This window comes from Acidobacteriota bacterium (assembly GCA_016712445.1).
Taxonomy (GTDB): domain Bacteria; phylum Pseudomonadota; class Alphaproteobacteria; order Caulobacterales; family Hyphomonadaceae; genus Hyphomonas.
In genome coordinates this window covers 476,367-502,244 of sequence record JADJRB010000001.1, presented here as the reverse complement: position 1 = coordinate 502,244, position 25,878 = coordinate 476,367, and the positions used below count along the sequence as shown (strand labels likewise).

Annotated in this window: 22 protein-coding genes; 14 read left to right on the top strand and 8 right to left on the bottom strand. The window is 65.2% G+C overall.

Going from position 1 to position 25,878, the window contains the following annotated elements; all coding sequences use genetic code 11:
- Window positions 1-3: 3 nt before the first annotated feature.
- Window positions 4-1,875, bottom strand: coding sequence for a hypothetical protein (locus IPK75_02585; GenBank protein ID MBK8197231.1), 1,872 nt, complete (start codon window positions 1,873-1,875; stop codon window positions 4-6).
- A 113-nt stretch (window positions 1,876-1,988) separates the two neighbouring features.
- Complete coding sequence (locus IPK75_02580) at window positions 1,989-2,651, bottom strand: hypothetical protein (protein MBK8197230.1); 663 nt, start codon at window positions 2,649-2,651, stop codon at window positions 1,989-1,991.
- A gap of 100 nt (window positions 2,652-2,751) precedes the next feature.
- On the opposite strand from IPK75_02580, the gene IPK75_02575 reads away from it, so the two are divergent.
- The 7 genes from IPK75_02575 (at window position 2,752) to IPK75_02545 (ending at window position 10,782) form a co-directional block, all read left to right on the top strand.
- Window positions 2,752-5,238: a ligase-associated DNA damage response DEXH box helicase gene (locus tag IPK75_02575; protein ID MBK8197229.1), complete on the top strand. Its 2,487-nt coding sequence runs from the start codon at window positions 2,752-2,754 to the stop codon at window positions 5,236-5,238.
- A gap of 40 nt (window positions 5,239-5,278) precedes the next feature.
- Entirely contained in the window at window positions 5,279-6,007 is a 729-nt protein-coding gene (gene pdeM / locus IPK75_02570; protein ID MBK8197228.1) for a ligase-associated DNA damage response endonuclease PdeM, read from the top strand.
- A 75-nt stretch (window positions 6,008-6,082) separates the two neighbouring features.
- Complete coding sequence (locus tag IPK75_02565; GenBank protein MBK8197227.1) at window positions 6,083-6,292, top strand: hypothetical protein; 210 nt, start codon at window positions 6,083-6,085, stop codon at window positions 6,290-6,292.
- 97 nt (window positions 6,293-6,389) lie between these two features.
- On the top strand, window positions 6,390-7,652 hold the full coding sequence (locus IPK75_02560) for a SulP family inorganic anion transporter (GenBank protein MBK8197226.1): 1,263 nt from the start codon (window positions 6,390-6,392) through the stop codon (window positions 7,650-7,652).
- A 56-nt stretch (window positions 7,653-7,708) separates the two neighbouring features.
- Complete coding sequence (locus tag IPK75_02555) at window positions 7,709-8,326, top strand: helix-turn-helix transcriptional regulator (GenBank protein MBK8197225.1); 618 nt, start codon at window positions 7,709-7,711, stop codon at window positions 8,324-8,326.
- A 23-nt stretch (window positions 8,327-8,349) separates the two neighbouring features.
- On the top strand, window positions 8,350-9,816 hold the full coding sequence (locus tag IPK75_02550) for a cytochrome D ubiquinol oxidase subunit I (GenBank protein ID MBK8197224.1): 1,467 nt from the start codon (window positions 8,350-8,352) through the stop codon (window positions 9,814-9,816).
- A gap of 63 nt (window positions 9,817-9,879) precedes the next feature.
- Window positions 9,880-10,782, top strand: a complete 903-nt coding sequence (locus IPK75_02545) for a LysR family transcriptional regulator (protein MBK8197223.1) — start codon at window positions 9,880-9,882, stop codon at window positions 10,780-10,782.
- A gap of 220 nt (window positions 10,783-11,002) precedes the next feature.
- On the opposite strand, the gene IPK75_02540 is transcribed toward IPK75_02545, so the two are convergent.
- The 4 genes from IPK75_02540 to IPK75_02525 all read right to left on the bottom strand — a co-directional run bounded on the left by IPK75_02540 (window position 11,003) and on the right by IPK75_02525 (window position 15,688).
- Window positions 11,003-12,934 carry a hypothetical protein gene (locus IPK75_02540; protein ID MBK8197222.1) on the bottom strand — a complete coding sequence of 644 codons (1,932 nt, stop codon included), beginning with the start codon at window positions 12,932-12,934 and terminating at the stop codon, window positions 11,003-11,005.
- Between the two features lie 29 nt (window positions 12,935-12,963).
- Window positions 12,964-13,848: a hypothetical protein gene (locus tag IPK75_02535; protein ID MBK8197221.1), complete on the bottom strand. Its 885-nt coding sequence runs from the start codon at window positions 13,846-13,848 to the stop codon at window positions 12,964-12,966.
- A gap of 66 nt (window positions 13,849-13,914) precedes the next feature.
- A complete protein-coding gene (locus IPK75_02530) occupies window positions 13,915-14,379 on the bottom strand; it encodes a DNA starvation/stationary phase protection protein (protein MBK8197220.1) in 465 nt (154 codons plus the stop codon).
- 97 nt (window positions 14,380-14,476) lie between these two features.
- Complete coding sequence (locus IPK75_02525; protein MBK8197219.1) at window positions 14,477-15,688, bottom strand: pyridoxal phosphate-dependent aminotransferase; 1,212 nt, start codon at window positions 15,686-15,688, stop codon at window positions 14,477-14,479.
- Window positions 15,689-15,914: 226 nt separating this feature from the next.
- Here IPK75_02525 and IPK75_02520 point away from each other — a divergent pair, with 226 nt between their 5' ends.
- The 4 genes from IPK75_02520 (at window position 15,915) to IPK75_02505 (ending at window position 19,886) form a co-directional block, all read left to right on the top strand.
- Complete coding sequence (locus tag IPK75_02520) at window positions 15,915-16,202, top strand: hypothetical protein (GenBank protein MBK8197218.1); 288 nt, start codon at window positions 15,915-15,917, stop codon at window positions 16,200-16,202.
- A gap of 41 nt (window positions 16,203-16,243) precedes the next feature.
- Complete coding sequence (uvrC, locus tag IPK75_02515) at window positions 16,244-18,118, top strand: excinuclease ABC subunit UvrC (GenBank protein ID MBK8197217.1); 1,875 nt, start codon at window positions 16,244-16,246, stop codon at window positions 18,116-18,118.
- Between the two features lie 615 nt (window positions 18,119-18,733).
- Window positions 18,734-19,378 (top strand): hypothetical protein, encoded by a 645-nt coding sequence (locus tag IPK75_02510; GenBank protein ID MBK8197216.1) that lies wholly within the window; start codon window positions 18,734-18,736, stop codon window positions 19,376-19,378.
- The gene (locus tag IPK75_02505; protein ID MBK8197215.1) at window positions 19,347-19,886 is read left to right on the top strand and encodes a hypothetical protein; all 540 of its coding nucleotides are present in this window, start codon (window positions 19,347-19,349) and stop codon (window positions 19,884-19,886) included. Before IPK75_02510 ends, IPK75_02505 begins: the two co-directional genes overlap by 32 nt.
- 10 nt (window positions 19,887-19,896) lie before the next feature.
- Here the strand turns inward: IPK75_02505 and IPK75_02500 are convergent, their stop codons facing one another.
- Both IPK75_02500 and IPK75_02495 read right to left on the bottom strand, forming a co-directional pair.
- Window positions 19,897-20,571 (bottom strand): glutathione S-transferase, encoded by a 675-nt coding sequence (locus tag IPK75_02500; protein MBK8197214.1) that lies wholly within the window; start codon window positions 20,569-20,571, stop codon window positions 19,897-19,899.
- A gap of 76 nt (window positions 20,572-20,647) precedes the next feature.
- On the bottom strand, window positions 20,648-22,582 hold the full coding sequence (locus IPK75_02495; GenBank protein ID MBK8197213.1) for a S9 family peptidase: 1,935 nt from the start codon (window positions 22,580-22,582) through the stop codon (window positions 20,648-20,650).
- A gap of 179 nt (window positions 22,583-22,761) precedes the next feature.
- Between IPK75_02495 and IPK75_02490 the strand changes: the two genes are divergently transcribed.
- From IPK75_02490 to IPK75_02480, 3 genes are all read left to right on the top strand, one after another.
- Complete coding sequence (locus IPK75_02490) at window positions 22,762-24,078, top strand: alkaline phosphatase family protein (GenBank protein ID MBK8197212.1); 1,317 nt, start codon at window positions 22,762-22,764, stop codon at window positions 24,076-24,078.
- A 377-nt stretch (window positions 24,079-24,455) separates the two neighbouring features.
- On the top strand, window positions 24,456-25,358 hold the full coding sequence (locus IPK75_02485) for a toll/interleukin-1 receptor domain-containing protein (protein ID MBK8197211.1): 903 nt from the start codon (window positions 24,456-24,458) through the stop codon (window positions 25,356-25,358).
- Complete coding sequence (locus tag IPK75_02480; GenBank protein MBK8197210.1) at window positions 25,355-25,870, top strand: hypothetical protein; 516 nt, start codon at window positions 25,355-25,357, stop codon at window positions 25,868-25,870. Before IPK75_02485 ends, IPK75_02480 begins: the two co-directional genes overlap by 4 nt.
- Window positions 25,871-25,878: the final 8 nt, after the last annotated feature.

Below are 25,878 nucleotides of genomic sequence, written 5' to 3'. Positions count from 1 at the left end.
GTATCAGGGTTTCGGCGGCGGGGTATGCGTGACCGTGATGCCCAGCAGGTCGACGATCTCGGCATTGCTCGGGGATTCGACCATGCCGGCATCCGGGCCAGCGCCGGTGAAGTCTTCCAGCTTGAGCGGCTTTTTCGGCGCCGCGACGAATTCGAACGTGCCCCCATCGGTGACGAACTTCGACAAGCTGCTGATCCAGGCATTCGCCTGCGGCACTTCCGAAGACACGGCGCCGCCCCCGAACAGCAACATGCCGGACGCAAAGGCGCGCAGGCCCTCCGGCGTTGATTCCGCAAAGTTTGCCATCGACGGATCGGCGCCGGGCAGCTTGGCGATTTCGATGATCAGGGATGAGATCGCGTTCAGGCCGCCAAGGTCGGTGATCGAATAGCGGGCGCCCGCAAACGCGGTCTGCTGCTCGAACAGATCGGCCATGGCGCCCTCCTTCGGCGTGACGCCGTCGGCTTCGAAGGCGGGCACCAGGCTGGCATAGGCGGGCAACACGAAGTCGAACCGCGTCACGCCGTCGAAGAGGTTGTCTGTGACGCCCTTGGATTCCAGCACCGAAGCGCCGGTCTTGCTGTCCCAGGTCAGCGCAAACGATCCGTCCCCGGAAAGCTTGCCCAGTCCCGTGCGCTCAAGCACGCCGATGATGTCGGCAATCGACGGCTCGCCTTCGGCTTGCGGCGCGTCGCCTCCAAGGGATTCTGCAAACTTCAGGAAGCCCGTGAAATCAACCGAGGCGTCCTCGTGCGAGGCGGTGATCCGCCCCGGGATGAACCAGGTGAACCCGTCCATCGCATAGTCGACGCGGCCGACATCGAACAGCGACTGGCCGCCGATAGCGAGGTTCATGTCGAGCAGCGTGCCGCCGCCGAGGTTCATCAGGTCGCGCTCTGTGATCGGCGGCAGTTGGCCTTTCTCGCCCCAGGCCAGCAGGTTTGCGAGTTCCAGTCCCGACCAGGAGGAATAGCCGTATCCGCCGGACATCTCGATCGTCTGCATTGCCAGCGGCGCGGCGCCCTCTACGGCCTCCGCGTCGACATCCGGCACCGGGATCGTGCCGGTGAACGTCGTGCCCGTAGTCACCAGGGCGGCGATGTTGCCCCGGTCATAGCCGTGCACGATGTTGCGCGCGTAAGCCGTGTCGACGCGGCCCTCGATTCCGTCTTCGGAAATCTGCTGGTTCACGACGGCATCCAGGAACACCATGTCTTCGAGCGACACGCTGCGCAGGAGCGCCGAGATGAGGCGGATTGCCTCGACGCCGTCATCGCCGTCTTCGTTGGGCGCAAACGTCCAGGGGTGCAGCGTCATCGCGCCGAAGATCACCCGGTCCACCTTCATGGTGGAGCCGTCATAGGCCACAAGTGCCACGTCGCTGTCCGGCAAGGCTTCCGCCGCCGCCGATTCGACCGCGTTCATGTAGTCCGACAGGTCGAACTCCACCCCGGACATCTCGATCCGGTCGAACAGTTTCAGCGTCTCGCCGAGGCGTTTGCCTGCAAGGCGGTCTTCGACGGCGCCGAGATCGGCGTTCCAGAGCAGCACTTCATTGGCCGTGAGGAAAGTGTACGGCGTCTCGCCAAGGATCTCCATGCGAACGTCCGAGAGCTTGTAGGCACCGCTGGCCTTGTCCGGGCCGGCGGCCGACCAGGTGATGGCCGCGCTGTCACCGGCGAAGGCCTTCAGCTTCTCCGCATCGAACGCCGCAGACGCAGCGGCGGGCCGTTCCAGCGCATCGGCGAACATCGCCTCGGTCGCCGCTTCCAGCGACAGGGGTTCGGCCGTGCCGCCGGTTGACGGCGTCGTGCAGCTGGCGGCGAGCAGGGCCGCCGAGCAGGCCGCGGCGCGGAATTTCAGGAATAGCGACATGACAGCGTCCCCCAGTTTGGATCCGTTCCGTTTAAGGCGGCGGAACCCTCTGGTTCAAGCTGTGAATTGGCAAATGTGAACAGGGCCTGACCGGCTCCCCGCTCCCCGGTCCTTCAGGCGGCCGGCTTGAGGTTGGTGATCCGGCGGGTCTCGGACCGGTCGAGCGATTTCATCAGGGCGGAGCCCTTCAGGTCGAAATCGAACGAGTCGGCATAGGTCCGCCCGTCCGGCGCCGGCTTGCAGGCGACCTTCAGCGTCAGCTTGTCGACCTTCGCCACCGGCAAGGGCTTGAAGGCCTTCGGCGCCGCCATCTCATAGGAGAGGATCGCGCCTGTCACCTTGTCGATCGTGGCGCTGGCTTTCAAGTACTTGTAGGCCTTCGCCACGTCGCCTTTCTGGGTGCCCGGCAGCGGCGTGAAGCTGTAGGTCGCGCTGGACGCGCTCTCGGCAATCCGGCGCGCGTCGGCGGGAATGTTCTCGGCAAAGCTGCTGCACCAGATGTCGCCGGCCGTGCGCTTGACGAGATTGTCCGCTTTCTTGGCCGACGCGCCCTTCAGCGAGTCGACCGAGGGGCTGAACTTCACCACGCGCTGGCCGTTCGGCCGGCTCTGGTCAACGGTCATCAGGAACTGGTCCACGCCGTCATTGAAATGCACATCGAACACATAGGCCGGTCCGGCCTTCGACACGGCCCTGGCCTTTTCCAGCACGGCGTCGGCCGAGGCGGGCAGGGAAACGGCGAGGGCGGCCAGGGCGATGAGGGCGAAGCGGCGCATGCGGGGTTCCGGCGATGAGGGTGTCTGGAAGGTACGTGTTCGCGGCGCCGCAAAAAGGGAAGAGGCAGGCCGCGCGTCTTGCGGTAGTTTAATCAAGTCCATGGCCGATACACTGCCGCCTTCCTTTCGTTTGCCGCCCGCCTTCGACGGGTGGTTCGCCGCCCGTGGCTGGTCGCCGCGGCCGCACCAGCTGGCGCTGACCGAAACGACGCTGGCGGGCGACAGCGCCCTCCTGATTGCGCCCACCGGCGGCGGCAAGACCCTTGCGGGATTTCTGGGCAGTCTAATCGAGCTGTCTGAACGCGGCGCAACCAATTCGGGCGTGCCTGCCCTCCACACCCTCTACATATCGCCGCTCAAGGCGCTGGCAGCGGATGTTCAACGGAATGTGATGACGCCGGTCAGCGAACTCGGCCTCGACATCCGCATCGAGACGCGCACCGGCGACACGCCCACCCATGTCCGCCAGCGCCAGCGCAAGACCCCGCCTGACATCCTGCTGACGACGCCCGAACAGCTCGCCCTACTGATCGCCTCCGACCATGCGGCCAGTTTCTTTGCCGACCTGCGCTGCGTCATCATCGACGAGATCCACGCGCTCGCGCCGTCGAAGCGAGGCGACCTCCTGTCGCTCGGCCTCGCCACCCTCGCGACCTGGGCGCCCCGCTGCCGCTTCGTGGGTCTCTCCGCCACGGTGCGCGAGCCGCAGGCGCTCGCCCGCTGGCTGGCGCCGTCGGCGCGTGTCATCACGGCCGAAGGCGGGGTCAAGGCGGATGTGGATACCCTGATCTCGCGGGAGCGCATTCCCTGGTCCGGCCATTCCGGCCGCTTCGCCGTCCGGGAAGTCTATGAAGCGATCGGGCGGGCGAAGATGTCGCTCGTCTTCGTCAACACGCGCAGCCAGGCCGAGCTCCTGTTCCAGGAACTCTGGTCCGCCAACGAGGACGGTTACGCCATCGCGCTGCATCACGGGTCGCTGGCCCGCGAGCAGCGCCAGCGGGTCGAGGCGGCGATGGCGGCCGGCCAGCTGAAGGCGGTCGTCTGCACCTCCACGCTCGATCTCGGCATCGACTGGGGCGAGGTCGACCTCGTCATCCAGATGGGTGCGCCGAAGGGGGCTGCCCGCCTGATCCAGCGGATCGGCCGCGCCAATCACCGGATGGACGAAGCCAGCAAGGCGATCCTTGTACCGACGAACCGGTTCGAAGTGCTGGAATGCCGCGCCGCTGAAGCAGCCGTCGAGGCAGGCGAGATCGACGGCGAGGGCGCGCGCCTCGGCGCGCTCGACATTCTCGCCCAGCACATCATGGGCCGCGCCTGCGGCGAGGGCTTTCGGCTGGACGAACTGCACGACGAGATCCGCCGCGCCGCGCCGTATGCGGAGCTCGACTGGGAGACCTATGAGCGGATTGTCGATTTCGTCGCCACCGGCGGCTACGCCCTGAAGACCTATGACCGCTTCCACCGCATCGTGCGGCGCAGCGATGGCCTCTGGGCGGCGCGCACGCCGCGCGACAAGCAGGCCCACCGGATGAATGTCGGCGCCATCGTCGAGGCGCCGATGCTATCCGTGCGGCTTGCGAGTTTCATGGGTAAGGCGGGCCAGCCGGGCAGCGAAAAGCGCGCCATGAGGGCAGGCCGCAAGCTCGGTGAGATGGAGGAATATTTCCTCAGTCTGCTGACACCGGGCGACACCTTCCTGTTCGCCGGCGAGGTGCTGCGCCTCGTCGACATCATCGGCACCGACGCGATGGTGGTGCGCGCCCAGTCCGACTCCCCGGCGATCCCGACCTACAATGGCGGCAAGTTTCCGCTGACGACCTTCCTCGCCGACCGCGTGCGCAAGATGATCCACGATCCGGAGCAGTGGCGCGGCCTGCCGGATCCCGTGCGCGAATGGTTCGAGATCCAGGCCCTGCGCTCGGCCATTCCGCCTGCGGATCACCTGCTGGTCGAAACCTTCCCGCGCGGCGACCGGCATTATCTCGTCTCCTATCCCTTCGAGGGCCGCCTTGCCCACCAGACGCTCGGCATGCTGGTGACGCGCCGTCTCGAACGCATGGGCGCACGACCCAGCGGCTTCGTCGCCAGCGAATACGCGATGGCGGTCTGGGGCCTGGAAGACATGCGCGGTCTCGACATGGACGCCGTGTTCCATCCCGACATGCTCGGCGACGAGCTGGAGGAGTGGCTGGCCGAGAGCGCCCTGATGAAGCGCACCTTCGGTCATTGCGCGATCATTTCCGGCCTGATCCACCGCAACCTTCCGGGCACGGAGAAGAACTCCCGGCAGGTGATGTTCTCCACCGACCTGATCTACGATGTGCTGCGCAGCCACGAGGCCGACCACATCTTGCTGCAGGCGGCCCGGCAGGATGCAGCCACCGGCCTGCTGGACGTGCGCCGCCTGGCCGACATGCTGGTGCGCGTCGAGGGGCGCATCGTCCACCAGCGGCTCGACCGGATCAGCCCGTTCGCCGTGCCGGTCATGCTGGAAGTCGGCCGCGAGCCCGTCTTCGGCGCCTCTGCCATGGAAGCGGTGCTGCGCGAGGCGGAGGAAGACCTCGTGCGCGACGCGATGGGCTGAACGGATTGACCGGCGCCCCGCATGCCGCCATCAGATTCCGATGACCGCTGCTGCCGCCCGGCCCTCCGAAACCTTCCTGCACCTCGCCGGCGAGCTCTTGAGCCCCCTGGCCGAAGGCGGCCTCTGGTGGCAGGCGCAGCGCCTGCTCGTCGTCTCCGACCTGCACCTGGAGAAGGGCTCGAACTACGCCTCGTCCGGCCAGATGCTGCCGCCTTACGATACCGGGGCGACCCTGGCGCGGGTGGAGTCCCTGTGCGCGGCGCTGCGGCCGGACATCGTCATCTCCCTCGGCGACAGTTTCCACGACCGCCGCTCGGAGGCGCGCCTGCCCGCACCCTACGCTGAACGCATCCGGGCGCTGACCGCCGCGCATGACTGGGTCTGGGTCGAAGGCAACCACGATCCCGACCCGCCCGCACATCTCGGCGGGCGCGCCGCGAAAGTGCTGCGTCTCGGCCCGCTCGTGTTCCGCCACGAGCCGGAAGGCGAGGCCGGCGAAGTCTCCGGCCACCTTCACCCGGTGGCCAAGGTCGCAGGCCGCGGCCGCACCGTGCGCCGGCGCTGCTTTGCCTCGGATGGTGCCCGTCTCGTGATGCCCGCGATGGGCGCCTTCGCAGGCGGCCTCAATGTGCTCGACGCCGCCTTCCGGCCCGTCTTCCCGGAAGGCTGCATGGCCTTCGCGATGGGCGGCGAGCGCGTCTACGGCGTGCCCCACCGTAACCTTCTGCCCGACGGCGGCCAGGGCGGCGGCGGAGTCTGGCGCCGCTAGACCGCTGTGCGCATTCCCGATTTCCGAGATTTTGCCTGCATGTTATTTCTGGCGGCGGGGGCACGGAGACGCATTGTGAAACCCACCCGGAAAATTGCCCTCGCTGTCCTCCTGGCCGGTTGCCTGTCGCTCGGCGGCTGCGCAACCCTCGCCCAGGACCTGATCGCCGGCCTCGCCGCCGACTCCTCCTGCCGCAGCCACGATACAGGCCCGGACGGCCGGTCCTACTACGACTCCGCCTGCCTCTCCGATATCGACCAGTGGCAGGACGACAACCCGATGTAATCCTGCGAGCCCGTGTCACATCGCGGCGCGGCGTCCTTAAGCCTATCAATGGCCCAAGGACAGGATGCCGGCTCGAAGCCCCGGCCCGCTGGCGCCCGTGAAACCGAAGCTGCTGACCACGTTGCAGACCTACACCTGGCCGCTCTTCGCAGCGGACGTGTTTGCCGGTGTGACGGTCGCGATGGTAGCCCTCCCGCTCAGCCTTGCGATTGCGATTGCGTCAGGCGCGAGTCCGGCGACCGGACTGGTGACCTCCATCGTTGCGGGATTCCTGATTTCCCTGCTCGGGGGCAGCCGCGTGCAGATCGGCGGGCCGACCGGCGCGTTCATCGTCGTGGTCTACGGCGTCATCGCCCATCACGGCTATGACGGCCTCGTGCTGGCAACCCTGATGGCCGGAATCATCCTGCTGGTTGCCGGCTTCTTTCGCGCCGGCAACCTCATCCAGTTCATCCCTGAAGCCGTCGTCAACGGATTCACGATCGGCATTGCCGTGATCATCGCGACCAGCCAGCTGAAGGACCTGTTCGGTCTTGATATCGCGAACCTGCCCGCTGACTTCCTGCACAAGCTGCCGGCCCTGTGGGACGCGCGCGGCACATTGAACCTGGCGGCGCTGGGCATCGGGGTCGCGACGATTGTGCTGATCGTCCTGTTCCGGCGGCTCGCGCCCAGGTGGCCCGGCCTGATCGTGGCGGTCAGCCTCACATCGGCGGCCGTGGCCGTTCTGGCGCTGCCGGCGGAAACGATCACCGACCGGTTCGGCGCATTGCCGGCCCACTTGCCCCTGCCGCAAGTCCCGGTCTTCACGCTTGAACGCCTGATCGACCTGTTGCCATCAGCGCTCGTCATCGCCTTCCTCGCCGGCGTCGAATCGCTGCTGTCGGCGATGGTGGCTGACCGGATGATCGAAGGCCACCATCGTCCGAATGCGGAGCTGATTGCGCAGGGCGCTGCGAATATCGGCTCGGGTCTCATGGGCGGCCTGCCGGCCACCGGCGCCATCGCGCGCACTGCGACCAACGTGAAGGCCGGAGGACGCACCCCGGTCGCCGGCCTCATCCATGCTGTCACCATCCTCGCGATGATGATGCTCGCCGCGCCGCTGGTCGGCGCGCTGGCGTTGCCTGCACTCGCCGGCCTGCTGATGCTGACCGCCTGGAACATGAGCGAACCCCAGAAGTGGCGCGCCTACGCCGCCCTGCGGACCGAAGACCGCGTCTTGCTGGTGCTGACGCTGGTGCTGACCGTTATGGCTGACCTGACGGTTGCCATCGGGGTCGGTGTCGGACTTGGCCTGGCGCTGCGTCTGCGCCGCCGGGCTGTCCCGCCGGCAGACTGGGAAACGCCGGAGCGTTGACGCTAGGCTATAATTCCTAGTATAGGAATATTTCCACAACATCTTGGGCCGGCCGCATGCAGCACAAGGATATCTGGCGGGGGCTAGACCTGCTCGCCGCGCATCACGGGCTCTCGGCGTCCGGGCTCGCCCGGCGGGCCGGGCTCGATCCCACAAGCTTCAATCCGTCGAAGCGCGAAGGTCCGGACGGGCGGCCCCGCTGGCCGACCACCGAGAGCCTCGCGCGCGTGCTCGATGCTGTCGGCGCCGGATTCGACGATTTCGCCGCACTCGTCGAAGGCCGCCGCGGCGGCTCGGCGCCGCTGATCGGTTTCGCGCAGGCCGGCCAGGATGGCTTCTTCGACGATGCCGGCTTCCCGGTCGGCGCGGGCTGGGAGGAGGTGCGCTTCCCCGGCCTTGGCACCGAGACAGTCTATGCCCTGCAGATTTCCGGCGACTCGATGGAGCCGGCCTACCGCGCGGGCGACCGGATCATCGTGGCGCCCGGCGCCGAGGTGAAAGCCGGCGACCGCGTTGTCGCCAAGACGGCCGAAGGCGAAGTCATGGCCAAGGTGCTCGCACGGCGCAACACGCGCCTCATCGAGCTTGCGTCGCTGAACCCCGACTATCCGGCCCGCGAATTCAAGCCCTCCGAGATTGCCTGGATCGCGCGCATCCTCTGGGCCAGCCAGTAACCCCCAACGCCAAGGTTCCTCCGATGGCAGACGATCCCGATACCGGCCTCGACCCCGCCGACTGGCCGGCCTTTCGCACTGAGGCGCATGCCTTGCTGGATGCCGCGCTCGACAAGATGCAGCAAGCCCGGGAGGGCCGCGTGTGGACGCCGCTGCCGGACACGATCAAGGCCGCGTTCAACCAGCCGCTCCCGGAAACCGGCCTGCCGCCGGAAGCCCTGTCCGCAGCGCTTGCGGCGCTCTTGCCCTATGGCGCAGGCAATACCCATCCGCGCTTTTTCGGCTGGGTCCACGGGGCCGGCACGCCGCAGAACATCCTCGCGGAGATCGCCTCGTCCGCCATCAATGCCAATGCCGGCGGGCGCGACCACGGCGCCATCTATGTCGAGCGCCAGGTGATCCGCTGGTGCCGCGACCTGTTCGGCTTTCCGGAGACGGCCAGCGGCCTGATCGTCTCGGGCACTTCACTGGCAACCATCGTCGCGCTGAAAGTGGCGCGCGATGCCCGGCTGTCCTTCGCCAGTCGCAAGGCGGGTGTCGGCACCTCGCGGCTGGTCGGCTATGCCTCGGCCGAGGCGCATGCCTGCAATCCGCGCGCCTTCGACATCCTCGGCCTCGGCGCAGACGCCTTGCGCCGCATCCCGGTCAACGCCGCCTTCGAGATGGACCCCGAATCGCTGCGCCGCGCCATCGCGGCGGATCTCGCCGGCGGGCTCCAGCCATTCGTCATCATCGCCACCGCAGGCACGGTGAATACCGGCGCAACCGATCCGTTGGCGGAGCTTGCGGCCATCGCCGCCGAGACCGGGCTCTGGCTGCATGTCGACGGGGCGTTCGGCGCGCTCGGCCGCCTTGCGCCGTCGCTCGCACCCCGCTTCGACGCCATCTCGCGCGCCGATTCCGTCGCCTTCGACTTCCACAAATGGATGCACGTCAACTACGACGCCGGCTGCGTCCTGGTGCGCGACGAGGCCCTCCACCGGCACGCCTTCTCTGACCGCCCGGACTATCTCAAAGGCCATACGCGGGGCCTCGCCGCCGGCAATCCCTGGCCGGTGGAATACGGCCCCGAACTGTCGCGCGGCTTCCGCGCGCTGAAGGTCTGGTCGCAGATCGCCGGTTTCGGCACCCGGCGCCTCGGCGAGGTGATCGAGACCAACTGCCGTCAGGCCGCCTGGCTGGCCGGGCAGGTTGCAGCCGATCCGCGGTTCGAGCTGATGGCGCCGGTCACGCTGAACATCTGCTGCTTCCGCTACCGTGAGGCGGGCCTGTCCGAGGCCGCGCTCGACGCGCTCAACGACGAGATCGTCATCCGCCTGCAGGAAACCGGCCTCGCCGCGCCCTCGACGACGCGGCTGCACGGGCGCCTCGCCATTCGCGTCAACCTGACGAATCACCGGACCCGGCTGGACGACCTCAACCGCCTGCTGGAAAACGTCGCCGCCCTTGGCGCTGATGGCGAGACCCGCCGGATGGCCGGGATTTGCTAGGCTTGCCCGGCAGAGTTTGCGCCGTCCCTTGCGGCCCGACTCGGCGCCGTGCCACAAGATGGCATGGATTGGGGAAAGCTCAGATCGTTCCACGCCGCCGCTGAAGCGGGCAGCCTGACGCTCGCCGGCGAGCGCCTCGGCATTTCGCAATCGGCCGTCTCGCGTCAGATCGCCTCGCTGGAAGAGCAGCTCGGCGTCTCCCTGTTCCAGCGCCATGCCCGCGGCCTCGTGCTGACCGACAGCGGCCACACGCTCTACCGGTCGACCATCGACATGGCCGCCGCGGCCCTGTCGGCCAACACCGCCTTGAAAGACCAGCAGGAAACCCCGCAGGGCGAACTCATCGTCTCGGCGCCGGTCGCCTTCGGATCGGTCTGGCTGGTGCCGCGCCTCGGCGGCTTCGTCCGGCGCCACCCGGACCTCCACCTCGACCTGCGCCTCGACGACCAGCACGAGTACGACCTGCTGAAGCTCGAGGCCGAATGCGCGATCCGTCTGTGGGCGGCGGAGAAGGCCGACCTGATCCAGCGCAAGCTCGGATCGGTCTTCACCAACCTCTATGCCTCGCCCGAATACCTGAAGGCGCACGGGGTGCCCCGCACCCCGCAGGATCTCGATAACCACCGCATCATCGCCTATGGCGACGAGACGACGCCGCTGCAGGAAATGAGCTTTGCCTGCCGGGTAGGGCGCGATGACGCACCCCCGCGTCCGGCCACCCTCAAGGTGAATAACGTTTTCGCGATGATGCGCGCCGTGGATGCGGGGCTCGGCATCGCCGACCTGCCGGACTACATGGCCAATGCCCTGCCGCGCCTGGTCCGTGTCCTGCCTGAGATCACAGGCCCCACTTTCGACCTTTATTTCATATATCCCAGTGACTTGCGCCGTTCCAAACGGGTTGCGGCCTTCCGCGATTTCCTGACGACGGAGACCGAACCGCTGCGCAAGATGTCCATGCGTTAACGTTTGTGACAATTCGGTAAGTCATGCAAAATAGCATGCGTGGCCTGCCGTGCCGCATGTTGCATTGCAGCGTAAAACCCCTATCTAGGGTTCATGCCAAGGGTCCTGGGCATAACCCGATCATTCCTCCGATTGGGCGTTTCCTCCCCCCTAACAGGACCCCACTTCAGCCCGGCGCGTCGCAAGATGCAGCCGGGCTTTTCTTTTCCCGGGGCAGGCCTCAGCGCCGGAAGCTGTTCACCACCCGCCAGGCCACATAGCCGATCAGGGCGGCCGTGAAGAGGCCGGAGAGGTAGAAGGTCGCCCCGGCGATCAACTCGGACACGCTCGACCAGTCGAGGCCGGGCAGGTGTACGAAGGGCGGCATCCAGTCAAAGTTGGGCTCGGCCGAAACCACCCCCGCCTGCGGGCTCAGCGTGGTCGACCACTGGAAAGTCAGCTGGAAGAACCCGAACAGACCGAGAGCGCCGAGCAGCAGGCTCATCGCATTCTCGTCCTGCTTGTTGATCCGCGCCTCGCGGTCGCGCGTCTGGCTTTCCATGTTCGAGATCAGCCGCTCGATATACTCGTTGCGTCGCCCGATGCCGCGCAGCTGGGTCATCTTGTCGAACACTTCGCTTTCGGTGTCGTACCGGAACACGTTCATGTACCGGTCGCGGTAATAGGCGGCGTAGTCGCCGGTGCGGAAGGCGTAGAACGCTTCGGCCGCTTCCTTCAGCCGGCCCCGGTTTCCGAGGTCTTCGACCTTGCCGATGACGTCGAAGGCGGAAGCCTCATATTCCCGTGTCATGAACTCATTGTGCATCGAGACCACGTGGATCATGAACGCATACGGGCAGGTGCCGATGAAATCGTTCGCCGCCTCGAGGCTGCGGGCCTTTTCCACATAGGTGATCAGCGCGCGCGGATTGGCGAAGCGCACAAACTTGCGCTCGGCGGCCTGGTCTTCGTTGGCCGGATAGATCGGATCGGTCGAGTCGAGGATCTCGGACGGATCCTGGTTCATGAAGTCGATGATGTTCTGGTTGAAGCCGGCGACGAACAGGTATTGCAGGCAATCCTGCCGCCGCCGGTCGTCCATTGCCGGGATCGTCTTGCGGGCGGCCTCGATCTGCGCGTCGGTGAACTGGTCATAGTCCGGCCGGTTGATCACCCAGTCCCAGTATTCGCCGCCCATGCGCACTTCCGGCACATCCACCTTCGTCTTCGGGTTCAGGCCCTCCAGCTTCTGCTGGTAAGGCAGGTAGCAATTGTTCTGCACCATCAGAGTGCGGGGCACAGGCTGCCCGGTGGCCGGATCGGGTTCCGGCAGCAGGCGGCGGAAGAAGGTCTCGTCCTCGAAGAAGAACATCAGGCGCGATGCCGGCATCTCCAGTCCGGGCACTTCGATGAAGGGCGCAAACGAGATCAGGTTGTCGAAGGTCGGCGCCAGCGCCTGGCCGGCCTTGCCCCCGTGGCGCGCCGCTTTCAGCGCCGTGAACAGGTCGCCCGCGTCGGCGTCGAAGGCGCGCTGCACATAGCGCCAGAAGCTGGTCTCCGGTCCGGTGTCGCCCTTCACGCGGATCCGGTCCAGTGGCGCAATGCCCGTCACCTCATCCGTCGGGCGGATCGGCGGGCTGCCGTCCGGCCGGGCAGGCGCGGCAAATTCCTTCGGCGCCGCCAGCTTCTGGATCAGCGACAGGAAATAGAAGTCGCCGGGCGTATGATCATAGTTGTACCGGAAGGACAGGTGATAGCTGACCGCACCATTGGCATGCGTGTACCAGAACCGCCGTACACGGATCAGGCGCGACTTGCCGAGCCCCGGCGGCGTGGCAATGAAGCGGCGCCCCTCCGTCGCCCATTCGATTTCCGCTGGTGCGATGATCTCGATGAACTCGCCGGCTTGCGGACAGGTCGTGTCCAGCAGGAAGTCGTCCACCGCGCCCAGCCGTTCCCGGTCCGCGATGTCATTGAACAGCGGCTCCACCGCCTCGCGCAACCGCTTGCTGCCCCGGTAGCCCGGCTGAAACTTGCGCAGCGCAGCCGGCGTCAGGCGCTCGCCCAGCGCGGCCGTGATCTTGCGGTCGGAAATATAGAGCGACAGGGTGAAATAGAGCGAGCGGTCTTCGCATTCCTCGAACCCGTCGCGGTCGCTGCCCGTGTCTGCCATGCGCTCGTCCCCCGTCATCCCCGCCGGCGTCACGCCGGCGCCGCTCGGTCCCGCCGCACGCGGGCGGCCTCTGCAAAGATCTGCTCAAACCCTTTCAGCCCCACGCGCTCGCCGCGCTGGCAGGCCGCACTCAAGCGCGCCAGCTGCGCCGCCGCAACCGGCGAGGTTTCGGGATCGGCGCCTTTCAGCACCGTCACCCCGAAGAAGCGGCGCATGTGCGCATGCATCAGGCAGGCATCGAGACTTTCGCCCTCGGCGCCAAGCACGCCCAGCAGCAGTTCGGCGTCCGACGCCTGCTGCGCCGACAACGGCGGCTGGCGATACGCCACGTCCACGATCCGGGCGCCCCGGTTCTGCCAGATCTTCAGCCGGTCCACCTGGTCGAGGCCGGAATGCGCGCTGTCCAGCGCATAGTCAGCCGCGTCCATCTGCACCGGGTCATTCATCTCGATGAAGATCAGCGGCGCCGGCGCCGCGCCCGGCCAGGCAAACGCCTCCACCGCCTCGGCGCGCACCAGCCCCATCAGCCGCGAGAAATACCCGCGCTGGCGCTGCGCCGCGTCGACGAAGATATAGCTCAGCGACACCGTCGGCTGCTGCCCGTCACCCGCGAAGGCAATGAAGTTCGCCGCGCCCAGCACCGGTCCCGTTTCGCCGGCCGTCAGCAGGATCACGATTTCGCGGTAGGCGCCGTACAGCGCTGAAAGGCGCGCATAGGCTTCGCCCTCGTTGAGGTCGAGGCACGCCTTGAAGCCGCCCAGGCTTTCCTTTTCGTCCGGCAGCACGAAGGCCGCATCATAGGCTGCGAAGAACCGATCAAGGCGGGGATCATCACTGCGGGTGAACACATGCGCAAACACCCCGTCGCCAAGGTCTTGCGTGCGGTCGCGTCCGGGCAGGGCAGTTGCTGTCATCGGCGCGATCTCGTGACAGGAGACGCGCCTCTGTCAACCGGGATTGTCGCGCCTGCCGCCCCGCCGTCAGGCCGAGGCGCGCAGCATCCAGGCCGTCTTCTCGGCGATCTGGGCCCGCTGGGTGAACAGGTCCACCGAGACCGGGTCGTTGTTCTTCTCGCCGATCTTGATGCCGGCCTTCGCCGCCTTGCTGACCGCCTCGTGCCCGGCCGCAAGGTTCTTCACCATGTCCGAGGCCTCCGGCACGCCCTTGTCCGGCTTGATCGTGGCATGTTCCAGCATTTCGCCCGACGAGCCCGGCGCGAAATGGCCCAGCGCCCGGATGCGCTCGGCAATCAGGTCCAGCGCCAGCCAGAGTTCGTTATACTGCGTCATGAACATGCCGTGCAGCTCGTTGAAGCGCGGCCCGGTCACGTTCCAGTGGTAGCCGTGCGTCTTGTTATACAGCGCATAGGTTTCGCCCAGCAGAACCTTCAGCGCGTCTGCCGACGATTTGCGGGCGGCGTCGCTCAGTCCGATATCGATGGCCATGGTCTTTCTCCTGTCGGCAACAATTGTGTTGCAGCCGATATGGTCATGCCTTTCCGGCATTCCAATTCATACTATCCGAAAGTGCTATAGACCGGGCCTATGTCAGGCTGGCACAGAAGCGCTGGATGCGGACCAGCGCCTCCTTCAGGATGGCGTCCGAGGTGGCATAGGAAATCCGGAACGTATCCGGCAGGCCGAACGCCTCGCCGAATACCAGCGCCACCTTCTCGCTCTCCAGCAGTTCGCTGGCGAACGTCTTGTCATTGTCGATCACCACGCCGCCCGGCGTCTTCTTGCCGATCAGCCCGGCGCAGGACGGATAGACATAGAACGCGCCTTCCGGTTTCGGGCAGATGATGCCGGCGGCCTTGTTGAGGCCCTCGACCATCAGGTTGCGGCGCGCCTGGTAGGCGGCGCGGAAACCCGGAAGGAAGTCCTGCGTGCCGTTCAGCGCCTCCACGCTTGCCCACTGGCTGACAGAGCAGGGGTTCGACGTCGACTGGTCCATCACCTTGCGCATCGCGCCGATCAGCTTCTCGGGGCCCGCCGCATAGCCGATCCGCCAGCCGGTCATCGCATAGGCCTTCGAGACGCCGTTCATCGTCAGTGTACGGTCATACAGCGACGGCTCCACCTGCGCGATCGTCGAATACTCGAACCCGTCATAGACAAGGTGCTCGTACATGTCGTCGGTCAGCACCCAGACCTGCGGATGGCGCACCAGCACGTCCGCCAGCGCCTTCAGCTCGGCGCGCGTATAGGCAGCGCCCGTAGGGTTCGACGGCGAGTTCAGCACCAGCCATTTCGTCTTCGGCGTGATCGCCGCTTCCAGCTGCTCCGCCGTCAGCTTGTATTGCGAGTTCGGCCCGCAGCTCACCGTGACCGGCGTGCCGCCCGCCAGCAGAACCATCTCCGGATAGCTCACCCAGTAGGGCGCCGGGATCACCACTTCGTCGCCGGCATTCAGCGTCGCCATGAAGGCATTGAACAGCACGGCCTTGCCGCCCGGCGACACGTTCACCTGCGCGGGCGTATAGCTGAGGCCGTTCTCGCGCTTGAACTTGCCGCAGATCGCTTCCTTCAGCTCCGGAATGCCGTCCGAGGGCGTGTACTTCGTCTTGCCCTCGCGGATCGCGCGGATCGCCGCTTCCTTGATGTTCTCCGGCGTGTCGAAATCCGGCTCGCCGGCGCCGAGGCCGATCACGTCGAGGCCCTGACGCTTCATCTCGTTCGCCTTCGTCGTCACCGCGATCGTGGCGGACGGCTTCACGCGGGAGATGGCATCGGAAAGCTTCAGGTCGGCGGCCATGGCGGGACGTTTCCTTTCTCGGGGGCGGGCGGCGCACGCATACCGGGGCGCCCCCCGATCCGCAAGGCATCCGGGCGCCCGCGCGGCGAATGGGTCTGGTTTACCCCCGATTGCGGCGGTTAGGTAAAATTTGATCGAAAAATTCGCCCATCCGTAAAATAAAGCGGCCAATATATTCACACGGGCAGCGAACTTCAGGCCGCGAGGCTGGCCCGGAGGTTAGGAAATGAGTGATGTCATGTGGAAAGCGCGGGTCGAGTCCGCGCTCTCGGGTGTTGGACGTGACGTGAATGAATTGGCCCGCCAGGCGAAGGCATACCTCGCCGGGCTGGATACGACCGAGCGCCTGGTCCTGCTGGGCCTCGTCGCCATCGGCCTGTTCTATTTCGTGCTCGTTTATTTCCAGCGCCGTGAGGACGAGGAAAAGGCGGGCGGCCACTTCATGGGCCTGATGTTCGTGCTGGTCGCCCTGGCGGCCGGGGCAGGCTGGACGATCTCAGGCCTTTCAGCATAGCGCCCTTCCGGTGCCCGCCCGGCGGGGCTATCTGTGGGCGCATGGACAAGAATCAGGCCGGCGCCGCCCCGATCAGCGGCGTCGATGTCATCAGGGACAATCTCACCCGGCTGCCGTCGAAGCCGGGCGTCTACCGCATGTTCGGCGACCTCGACGAGGTCCTGTATGTCGGCAAGGCGCGCGACCTGAAGGCCCGCGTGTCGAATTATACCCGCATGGGCGGCCACACCCAGCGCATCGCCCGGATGATCTCGCAGACAAGGCGGATGGAATTCGTCGTCACCGAAAGCGAGACCGAAGCGCTCCTCCTGGAAGCCAGCCTCGTCAAATCGCTGAAGCCCCGCTTCAACGTCCTGCTGCGCGATGACAAGTCGTTCCCCTACATCCTGATCCGCCGCAATCACGAAGCCCCGCAGATCAAGAAGTATCGCGGCTCCAAGCAGGACGAAGGCGACTATTTCGGCCCCTTCGCCAGCGCCGGCGCCGTCATGCGCACGCTCGACACCTTGCAGAAGGCCTTCCTGCTGCGCACCTGCGAGGACAGCGTCTACTCCGCCCGCACGCGGCCCTGCATGCTGCACCAGATCAAGCGCTGCGCCGCGCCCTGCGTCGGGCTCATTTCGCCGGCGGACTATTCCGAGCTCGCCGACGAAGCCGCCGACTTCCTGCGCGGCAAGGGCGCCGGTCTGCAGAAACGCCTCGCCGCGGAAATGGACGCTGCGTCCGAAGCGATGGATTTCGAAAAGGCGGCCCAGCTGCGTGACCGCATCCGCGCGCTTGCGCACGTCCTCTCGACGCAGGACGTCAACCCCGATGGCATCGAGGAAGCCGACGTCTTCGCCATTGCGATGGACGGCGGTGTCTCCTGCGTGCAGGTCTTCTTCATCCGCGCCGGCCAGAACTGGGGCGCCACCGTCCACTTCCCGCGCCATGAGCGTGATCAGACGGCGGACGAAATCCTCGCGGCCTTCCTCGTCCAGTTCTACGACAAGCGCCCGCCGCCGCGCCTGATCCTCGTCAACGAGAAGCCGGAGCAGGCGGACCTGATCGCCGAAGCGCTGGAACTGAAAGCCGGCCGCAAGATCGAGCTACGCCGCCCGGAGCGCGGCGCCAAGCGCGACCTGCTCACGCAGGCTGAGCGCAACGCCGCCGAGGCGCTCACCCGTAAGCTCGCCGAATCCGCCAGCCAGGAACGCCTGCTGCTCGAAGTCCAGAAAGTCTTCGAACTGCCTGAAGTGCCCAGCCGGATCGAGATCTACGACAACTCCCACATCCAGGGCACCAACGCCGTCGGCGGCATGGTCGTTGCCGGCCCCGAAGGCTTCCGCAAGTCCGCCTACCGCAAGTTCAACATCAAGGACGCGGACCTCGTGCCAGGCGACGATTTCGGCATGATGCGCGAAGTCATGCGCCGCCGATTCTCGCGCGCCTTGAAGGAACGCGAGGCGGGCGACACCGACAGCTGGCCAGACCTCGTCCTCATCGATGGCGGCCTCGGCCAACTCAACGCCACGATCGAGGCGCTCGCCGAAATCGGTCTGTCCCCGGATGATGTCACCCTCGTCTCGATTGCCAAGGGCGTCGACCGCAATGCCGGCCGCGAACAATTCTTCCGGCCGGGCAGGGCGCCGTTCAAGCTGCCGGAAACCGCCCCCGTCCTCTACTACCTCCAGCGCCTGCGCGACGAAGCCCACCGCTGGGCCATCGGCGCCCACCGCGCCAAACGTTCGGCCGACATCATCAAGTCCCCGCTTGACGAGATCGAAGGCATCGGCCCGACGCGCAAGAAGGCGCTGCTCCACCATTTCGGCTCCGCCCGCGGCGTCTCCCGCGCCAAGGTCGCCGACCTGATGCAGGTCGACGGCGTCAACGAAGCCCTCGCCATCCGCATCCACGGCCACTTCAACGGCGGGTGAGGGCAAGGGCCACCCCACCGCCCCGAAGGCTCATCCTGAGCGGAGTCGAAGGATAGAGCCGGGCATGATACGGGCTCGGCTTGGCCCATCCTTCGACTCTCAACCTGAGCCTGCCGAAGGACGGTCAGGATGAGCGGCAGCTTTCGGGGCAGCCAGTCTTAACCCTTTCAGGGCTTACAACCCCCGCCCTTATCCCCTATATTGTTTCTGTCTTCGGACTATGGCGATAAACGCGCGTGCAATAAGCGGCTCGGACCCGGGGGCGGTACCCGGCAGCTCCACCAAAAGACGGCTCAGCGGCCGTTTCCTGATGGGGCTGAAATAGTGTCGACGGACGTGTAAAGACGAGGCTTTCGCTCGCTTGAGCTGCGTTAGAAGCTCAAAAGCAAATAGTTGCAAACGACAACTTTGCTGAGGGCGAACTGCTCGCCGCGTAAGCGGTGCTCGGTTTTTCCGACTTAACTCCTAGGGTTTCAGACCCCTAGGCGGGGCCCGGGGGCGCCTGGCAACAGAAGCCCCCATTTATCCTCCAAAAATCCTTGCGGCGCGGTCAGATCCGTTCCTAATCCCAGCGGGGATGTTCAATGTCCCGATGTCTTGAACAAGGTGGGGCCGATGGCCAACAGCACGCTGACAATCTTCGTCAAGGAAGCCCTCGAGAAAGGTGAGGCGCGCAGCGGCATTCGAGCTGCGCTGGTCTCCGCCGGTTGGCGCGAAAGTGAGGTCGAGGATGCGCTTGCCACATTCGCTGATATGGTTTTTCCAGTCGCGGTCCCGAAACCCCTGGCATACCTCTCGGCCCGTGAAGCCTTCTTCTACCTTCTCTTCTTCATCCTGCTCGGCGTGGTCTCATACAATCTCGGCTCGCTGCTCTTCGCGCTGGTCGACTCCGCCATCAAGGACGACATCGAGAACAGGAATTACAGCTATTTCCCCCTCGACCAGCACATACGCGGCGCCATTTCCGGCTTGGTCGTCGGCACACCAATCTTCCTGTGGCTTGCGCGCATCCTGCTAAAGGCCCGCAAAGAAAATCCTGCGCTCCAGCGCTCGCGCATCCGAAAATGGCTCATCTATGTAAGCCTCGTCATTGCGGGCATGGTTCTCGTCGGCGACGCCATTTCGGTCGTTTACAATTTCCTCAGCGGCGAGCTGACCCTGCGGTTCGTATTGAAGGCTATCATCGTTGCCGCGATCGCAGGCGCCATCTTCGGCTATTTCATCCACAATGCCGAACGCGACGAAGCTAATGGCATTTGATCGTCATGCCATCTTCGCCAGCGCCCTCGTCGCGATCGTCGTCGCCGCGATTGTCGGAGGCCTCACGATAACCGGTGGCCCCGGCGAGGCGCGCCTTCGCAAGGAAGACAATGCCCGCCTCGCTGCACTGTCAGAAACCGTCATCGCTCTTGCCTGCTACGCGCAGGCCAAGGGTGACATTCCGGAAGACCTGAGCTTGGTAGAGGCCGAATTCGAAGACATCGTTTCGGACGCCCGCCTGGCCTCAAAGTGCCAGCGCGCCGAGATTCAGCTAGACCCGGTGACCGACAGCCATTTCGTACTCCGCCGTGAGAGGGGCAAGGTCACTCACATCTGCGCCGAGTTTGCTACCGCCTCAAACGCCGAGACTGAGGTCGGCTATTACTACAGAAACAATACCAGTGGCATCGCGGACCTGTCGGAAATCCGGGTGTCGGCCGGCGAGCATTGTTTCAAACTCGTGCTTACGGCCAACTTGAGCAACGACGAGATTCTGGACGCACCCTGATCAACCGAGCCTAAAGCAATATCGTCCCTTTCCCGTCCTTCTCCATCGCGCGGATGTAGGAGGGATATTCCCGCATCTGTTTCAGGAACCGGTGGCCGTTCGGGAAGCGCTCCGCGTCCATGCCGGCGCGGTGGGCGGCGAGTTCCATCGAATAGCCCATCACGATGTCGGCCGCGGTCAGGCTGTCGCCGGCAAACCATTTCGACTGGCCGAGCGCCTTTTCGATCTCGCCCATCAGCGCGTTGAGGCGCGGCGCAAAGAAGCCCGCATCAAGCGCGCCAACCAGCGACTTCGCTACCGGCCGCACCAGGAACGGCGCCCGCGTCGTCAGCGCCATCATCACGAACTTGTTCGTCAGCAGCGGCTGCAGGCTGCCCTGCGCCGTGTGGAACCAGAAGAGATACTTTGCCCGCATCGCGCTGCCGGGGGCAGGGCGCAGCCGTCCCGCCGGGTCGTTCTGGTCGAGGATATAGTCGACGATCGCATTCGTCTCCGCCAGCGTCACGTCCCCGTCCGTGATGACGGGGGCGGTGCCGAGCGGGGAGACGGCCTTGTAGGCCGCCGGCGCCAGCCGCGTCTGCGGGTCGCGGTCATACAGCTTGATCTCGTACGGCACCCCCAGTTCCTCCAGCAGCCAGAGGATGCGGATGGACTGGGATTTCTCGAGGTGGTGCAGCGTGATCATGGTCGTGCCTTCCCGGGCCTTGTCTGGAGTGTAAGCTAGGTCGCCGCGCCGCAGCGGCCAGAGCGTGCGGCCCGTGTCAGTCCAGTCCCAGCACCTCCTGCAGGAACAGTGTCTCGGCCTCGCGCTGGGCTTCGCGGTTGCCCTTCTTGCGGAAGCCATGGCCTTCGTCGGCGGCCATCATGAACCAGGTCTTCACCCCGTTCGCCTTCACCGCCGCCAGCATCTGCTCGGCCTCGGTATAGGGCACGCGCGGGTCATTGTATCCCTGGATCACGAACAGAGGCTTCGTGATCTTGCCGGCGTTTGCCAGCGGCGAGATCTCCGCAAAGAAGTCGGCCACGGCCGGGTCGCGCTCGTCGCCATATTCCTCGCGCCGCAGGTCTACACGGTAGCCTTCGGTATTCTCCAGGAAGGTCCGGAAGTCCGAGATGCCGACGATGTCGACCCCCGCCGCCAGACGGTCGGCATAGTCGATCATCGAGGCGAGCACCATATAGCCGCCATACGAGCCGCCATGCACCACGACCTTCGCCGCGTCGAGGTCCGGCTGCGCACCGATCCAGTCGAGCAGCGCGCCAATATCCTCAACGGACTTCTTGCGGTTCAAGCCATTGTCCATCGCCACATAGGTCTTTCCGTACCCGGACGATCCGCGCACATTCGGCACGATGACCGTCAGGCCGAGTTCCTTCGCCCAGTACTGGTAGGTGGACGAGAAACCGGGTCGCGCCTGGCTTTCCGGTCCGCCATGGATCGAGATGATCACGGGATGCGGGCCCGGCCCGTCGGCGCGGTAGATGAAGGCCGGGATGTCCATGCCGTCGGCATTCGGGAAGGTGATCATTTCAGGCGTGATGAAGGCATCCGAATCCAGCCCGCCGGTCTCTGCCTCCGTCCAGCGTGTCAGGTTCAGCGTCGCCACATCGAACGACCAGGCATCGGCCGGGCTCGTTGCGCCGTTGAACGTGAAGCCAACCTGGTTGCCGCCCGGCGAGAACACCAGCCCGCTCGCAATGCCCACCGGCAGCGTCGGGCCGGGGCGCACCTGGCCGCTCGCCACATCCAGCAGCCGTATCGTGCCCAGCCCGCCCTCGTTGACCGTGAACACGACTGTCGTCTCGTCCGGCGACAGGGCCCAGTCGGACACGTCCCATTCGATGGCGCTGGTATAGTTGGTCATCGTGCCTTCCGGCGCGATCCGCACGAGGTTCTGGAACTCGCTGTCCTTGTCCGTCACCGTCAGGATCGAGCCGTCGTCCAGCAGCGCGGCGCCGGAATAGGCGACATCGTCATCCGGATTGAACTCGGTGAGCGTGCCGCTCTCGACATCGAGACGGTAGAGATGGCTCTTGGCGATCGACTTGTAGCGCTGCAGCACCAGCGTCTTGCCGTCGGACGACCAGTCGACCGGGCCGATCGCGCCTTCGCCTTCCAGCGCGACGCGCAGGCTTGCCTTGTCACCCGGGTTGGCGATCAGGATGTCATTGTCGGGGTCGCCGGCCGTCGTGCGCGCCCAGGCCACCACGCTGCCATCGTCTGACCACAGCGCGCTGCCATTGCGCGAGCCCGGCTCCGAATAGACCGACGTGTCGCCGCTCGACAGGTCGAACAGGTAGGACTGGTAGTACTCGTCGCCGCCCCGGTCCTTGCCGAACACGAACGCGCCGCCCTTGGGGCTCACATCGGCCGAGTTCACCGCATCATCATAGAAGGTCAGCTGCCGGCGCGCGCCGCCGGGAAAGCGCACTTCGTGGATCTGGTTCACATCCGCAAACCGCGTCGACACCAGGATGCCGCCATCGCCCGTCCAGTCCTGGAAGCCGTGGCTGCGCACATTCTCGTAGCGCTCCAGCCGCGCCTTCAGCGAGGGCGGCGCATCGGGAATGTTCTCCAGCACCAGCGTGCCGCGGGTCGTGCGCACGGTCTCCGGCGCTGCCGTCAGCGCCGCCTCGGGCGATGCGCCGGTCTGCGCGCAGGCTGCCAGCGCCGCCAGCGACACGCCAAGGATCATCGAGCGGAAGGAATGGGCGCGCGGCATGGGACATCTCCTCGTGATTTTTTCTGAACGTGGAGGGTTTTTTAGAGTGTTTGCCCGGTCCGTCACCCTTTTTTCCAGCCTGCGGCTTCACAGGACCGTGTCATTCGGCGTCTAAGGAGCGAACAGGATTCGCGAGACCCGAGGGGAATGCCATGTTGATGAAGCGCGCACTGATCGCCGCCGCCGCCGGACTCTGGCTGCTGGCAGGCTGCAAGAGCCCGGCCCCCGCGCCCGAAGCGCCCGTCGCCGCTGCCGAAGAAGTTGCCGCGCCCGCGCCGGCCCCGGCCCAGACCGTGCTGATGATCGGTCTCGACGGCCTCAACCCCGCCCTCCTGAAGGACTGGGACGCGCCCAACCTGAAAGCCCTCGCCGCGCGCGGCGTGCAGGCCGAGGCTATGTACCCCGTCATGCCGAGCCTCACCTTCGTGAACTTCTACTCGCTCGCCACCGGCCTCTATCCCGAACACCACGGCATGGTGACCAACTATCCCTACGACCCCACCACCGGCGAAATCTTCGATGTCGCCACCGGCCCGCAGCAGGAAAAATGGTGGCAGGGCGAGCCGATCTGGATCACCGCCGAGAAGCAGGGCCTGCCCACCGCCATCATGTTCTGGCTCGGCTCCGAAGTGCCGCATGACGGCGTGCGCCCCACCGTCTGGACGCCCTACCAGCACACCAAGCCCTACCAGGAACGCGTCGACGAAGTCCTCGCCTGGTTCGACAAGCCGGAGGCCGAGCGCCCCCGCTTCGCCGCCGTCTATTTCGACCGCGTCGACACCGCCGGCCACTATACCGGCCCGCGTTCCGACAAGACGAAGGAAGCCCTCCTCGAAGTCGACGGCTATGTCGGCCAGCTCGTCGACGGCCTCAAGTCACGCGGCCTGCTCGACACCACCAACATCATCATCGTCTCCGATCACGGCATGGCCTGGATCGAGCAGGAAAAGGTCATCGAAGTCGGCCAGTTCATTGACCTGAAAAAGCTGGTCGTCCCGCAATTCACCGGCAAGTATGGCGGCTCCGCGCAAACCTTTATCCAGATCTACGGGCAGGGCGACACCGAAGCGCTGGACGCCGCTTACGAAGGCCTCAGCACCGTCAACGAACACATCCACGTCTACCGCAAGGGCGCCATGCCCGCCCACTACCACATGGACCACCCGACCCGCGGCCCCGACCTCCTCGCCGTCGCCGACCCCGGCTGGACCATGCGCACCCTCGATGTCGGCGGCTGGTCCACCCCCATCCCCGGCAACCACGGCTACGACAACCACGACCCCACCATGAACGCCACCTTCATCGCCGCAGGGCCTATCTTCCCCGAAGGCGTCACGGTGGCACCGTTCGAAAACGTCAACGTCTACAGCATGATCGCCTGCGCCCTAGGAATCGTCCCTGCACAGACGGACGGTGATGCGGAGGTTGTGGCGGAAGTAACGGGCGGGAAGTGTGCGGCGCCCAACTAAACGCAACGCTCATCCTGAGCGAAGCATGCCCGGCGAAGGCCGGGTTCGAACGACGGGCCAAACAGAACCGGTCGCACCTCGTCCGCCCGGCACCCTTCCGATGAGCTTCCAGCTCTGCTAGAAATCTCTCCGGGAAGAGAGCGCCAAAGGGCGAGTATGAAGGGGACGGACATGGGCGGCAAACAACGCTTCAGCTGGGGGCTGGTTCTGGGCGTCGCGGTCGGTATGCTGCTCTACAAGGTCGTCTTCGGTTAGCGTTGCTTTTGCAGATTCTGCGATCAACTCCGCTCGTCTGCCGGAGCAGAGGCCTCGGGTGCGGGGCGCGTGACACCTCTTGAGAGCGCTGCTACCATCGCCCGGCTGAGCGGGGGCAGGGCATGGCTGACGTATTCATTTCCTACAAGCGCGAAGAGCGCGGACTCGTTGAAAAGCTTGCAGGCGCCTTGAGCGGGCTCGGATTGACGGTCTGGTTCGATGCCAGCCTGAGTGCGGGCGAAACGTTTTCGGATCAGATCGACCGAGAGGCGCGGGAAGCTCAAGTAATTTTGGTTTGCTGGTCTCCCAACGCAAAGGACAGCCGTTGGGTAAAAGCTGAAGCCCTGATCGGCATCGAAAGAAACGTGTTGGCAGCTTGCTACGTCGCTGGCCCTGACGGGTTCTCCCCGCAAGTTCCGTTTAATGGGACGCACACGGAAGACCTGAGGGGTTGGCTGGAAGGTGGAACGGCGACAGACGCGCGTTGGCGTTCGCTGCTGCGGAGAATCGGCACGCTAACGAGCCGTGCCGATATCGAGTCTTTTGGAGATATCAGCGAAAGTTCGGATATTATCAGTCTTGGGCGCTGGCTCGACACTCATAAGAACAGTCCGCTTTTCTTAGCGGTCGAGAGCATTTACCGCGCCCGTCTCGCGGAAGAGGAGGCCCGGGAAAGCAGGGAAAGAGAGGCAAAGGCGCGCTTCGAAGCTGAACAGGCGCAGCGCCTTGCGCGGGAAGAAGCGGCGCGGCGCGAAGCCGAACGCCTGCGGTTGGAGCAGGAAGAGAAAAAGAGGCTGGCAGCGGAGGAGGCGCTGAAGAAAGCCGAAGAGGCGCGCAAGGCCGAAAAAGCCCGAGCGGACCGTGCTGAGGCCGAAGCGCGCAAGCACCGCGCAACGGCCAACCTCAGTGTCGAGGAATATACACGACTTGAGTACCCTGATCCATTTTCACACATCACAAAATTGTTCTCGGTAACTGCGTCAAGGCGCTGCCCGCGTCGACGTTCTTCGCGGCTTTCGCCGTGATGATCTATTACGGAATCCGTGGCCAGCTGTCTGATCAGAGCGACCTCGACCATCTGCGCTTTCTGAACAGCCTATACCAAATCGGTGGCACCTTTCCCGGAGGTGGCAAAGGCTGGTTTGCCGGTGTCAGTAATGTGGAGTGGTCTGCCATACTGTTCTTCGGTCAGATTATATTCTTTATGGTTGCCGTCGGCCCAATGATCCTGGTTCGAAAGTACTATTCCAACCTCGCCGCGAGTTTCTTCATGGCCTTGGCGATGGCAGCGATTTTCGGCGTAATGGCGTTTCTGGCCTGCATTGTACTTCCGGACGGCTTCGCGTCGTTCGTGGGAGGAATGGCGATGTTGGGGTTTGTGTTCGGCGGCCTTTATGTATGCTTGCGTTGCTTGGTCACCGGAGAATTTGATGACATGTCCGGTTCGCCGGCGTACATCAGGTGGAATGCCGTCTCTTGGCTGCTCGCGATTCCCTTCGGCCTTTTGGTGCTTCAGACTTTTGCTGTCATGTTCTGAAGCTGCGA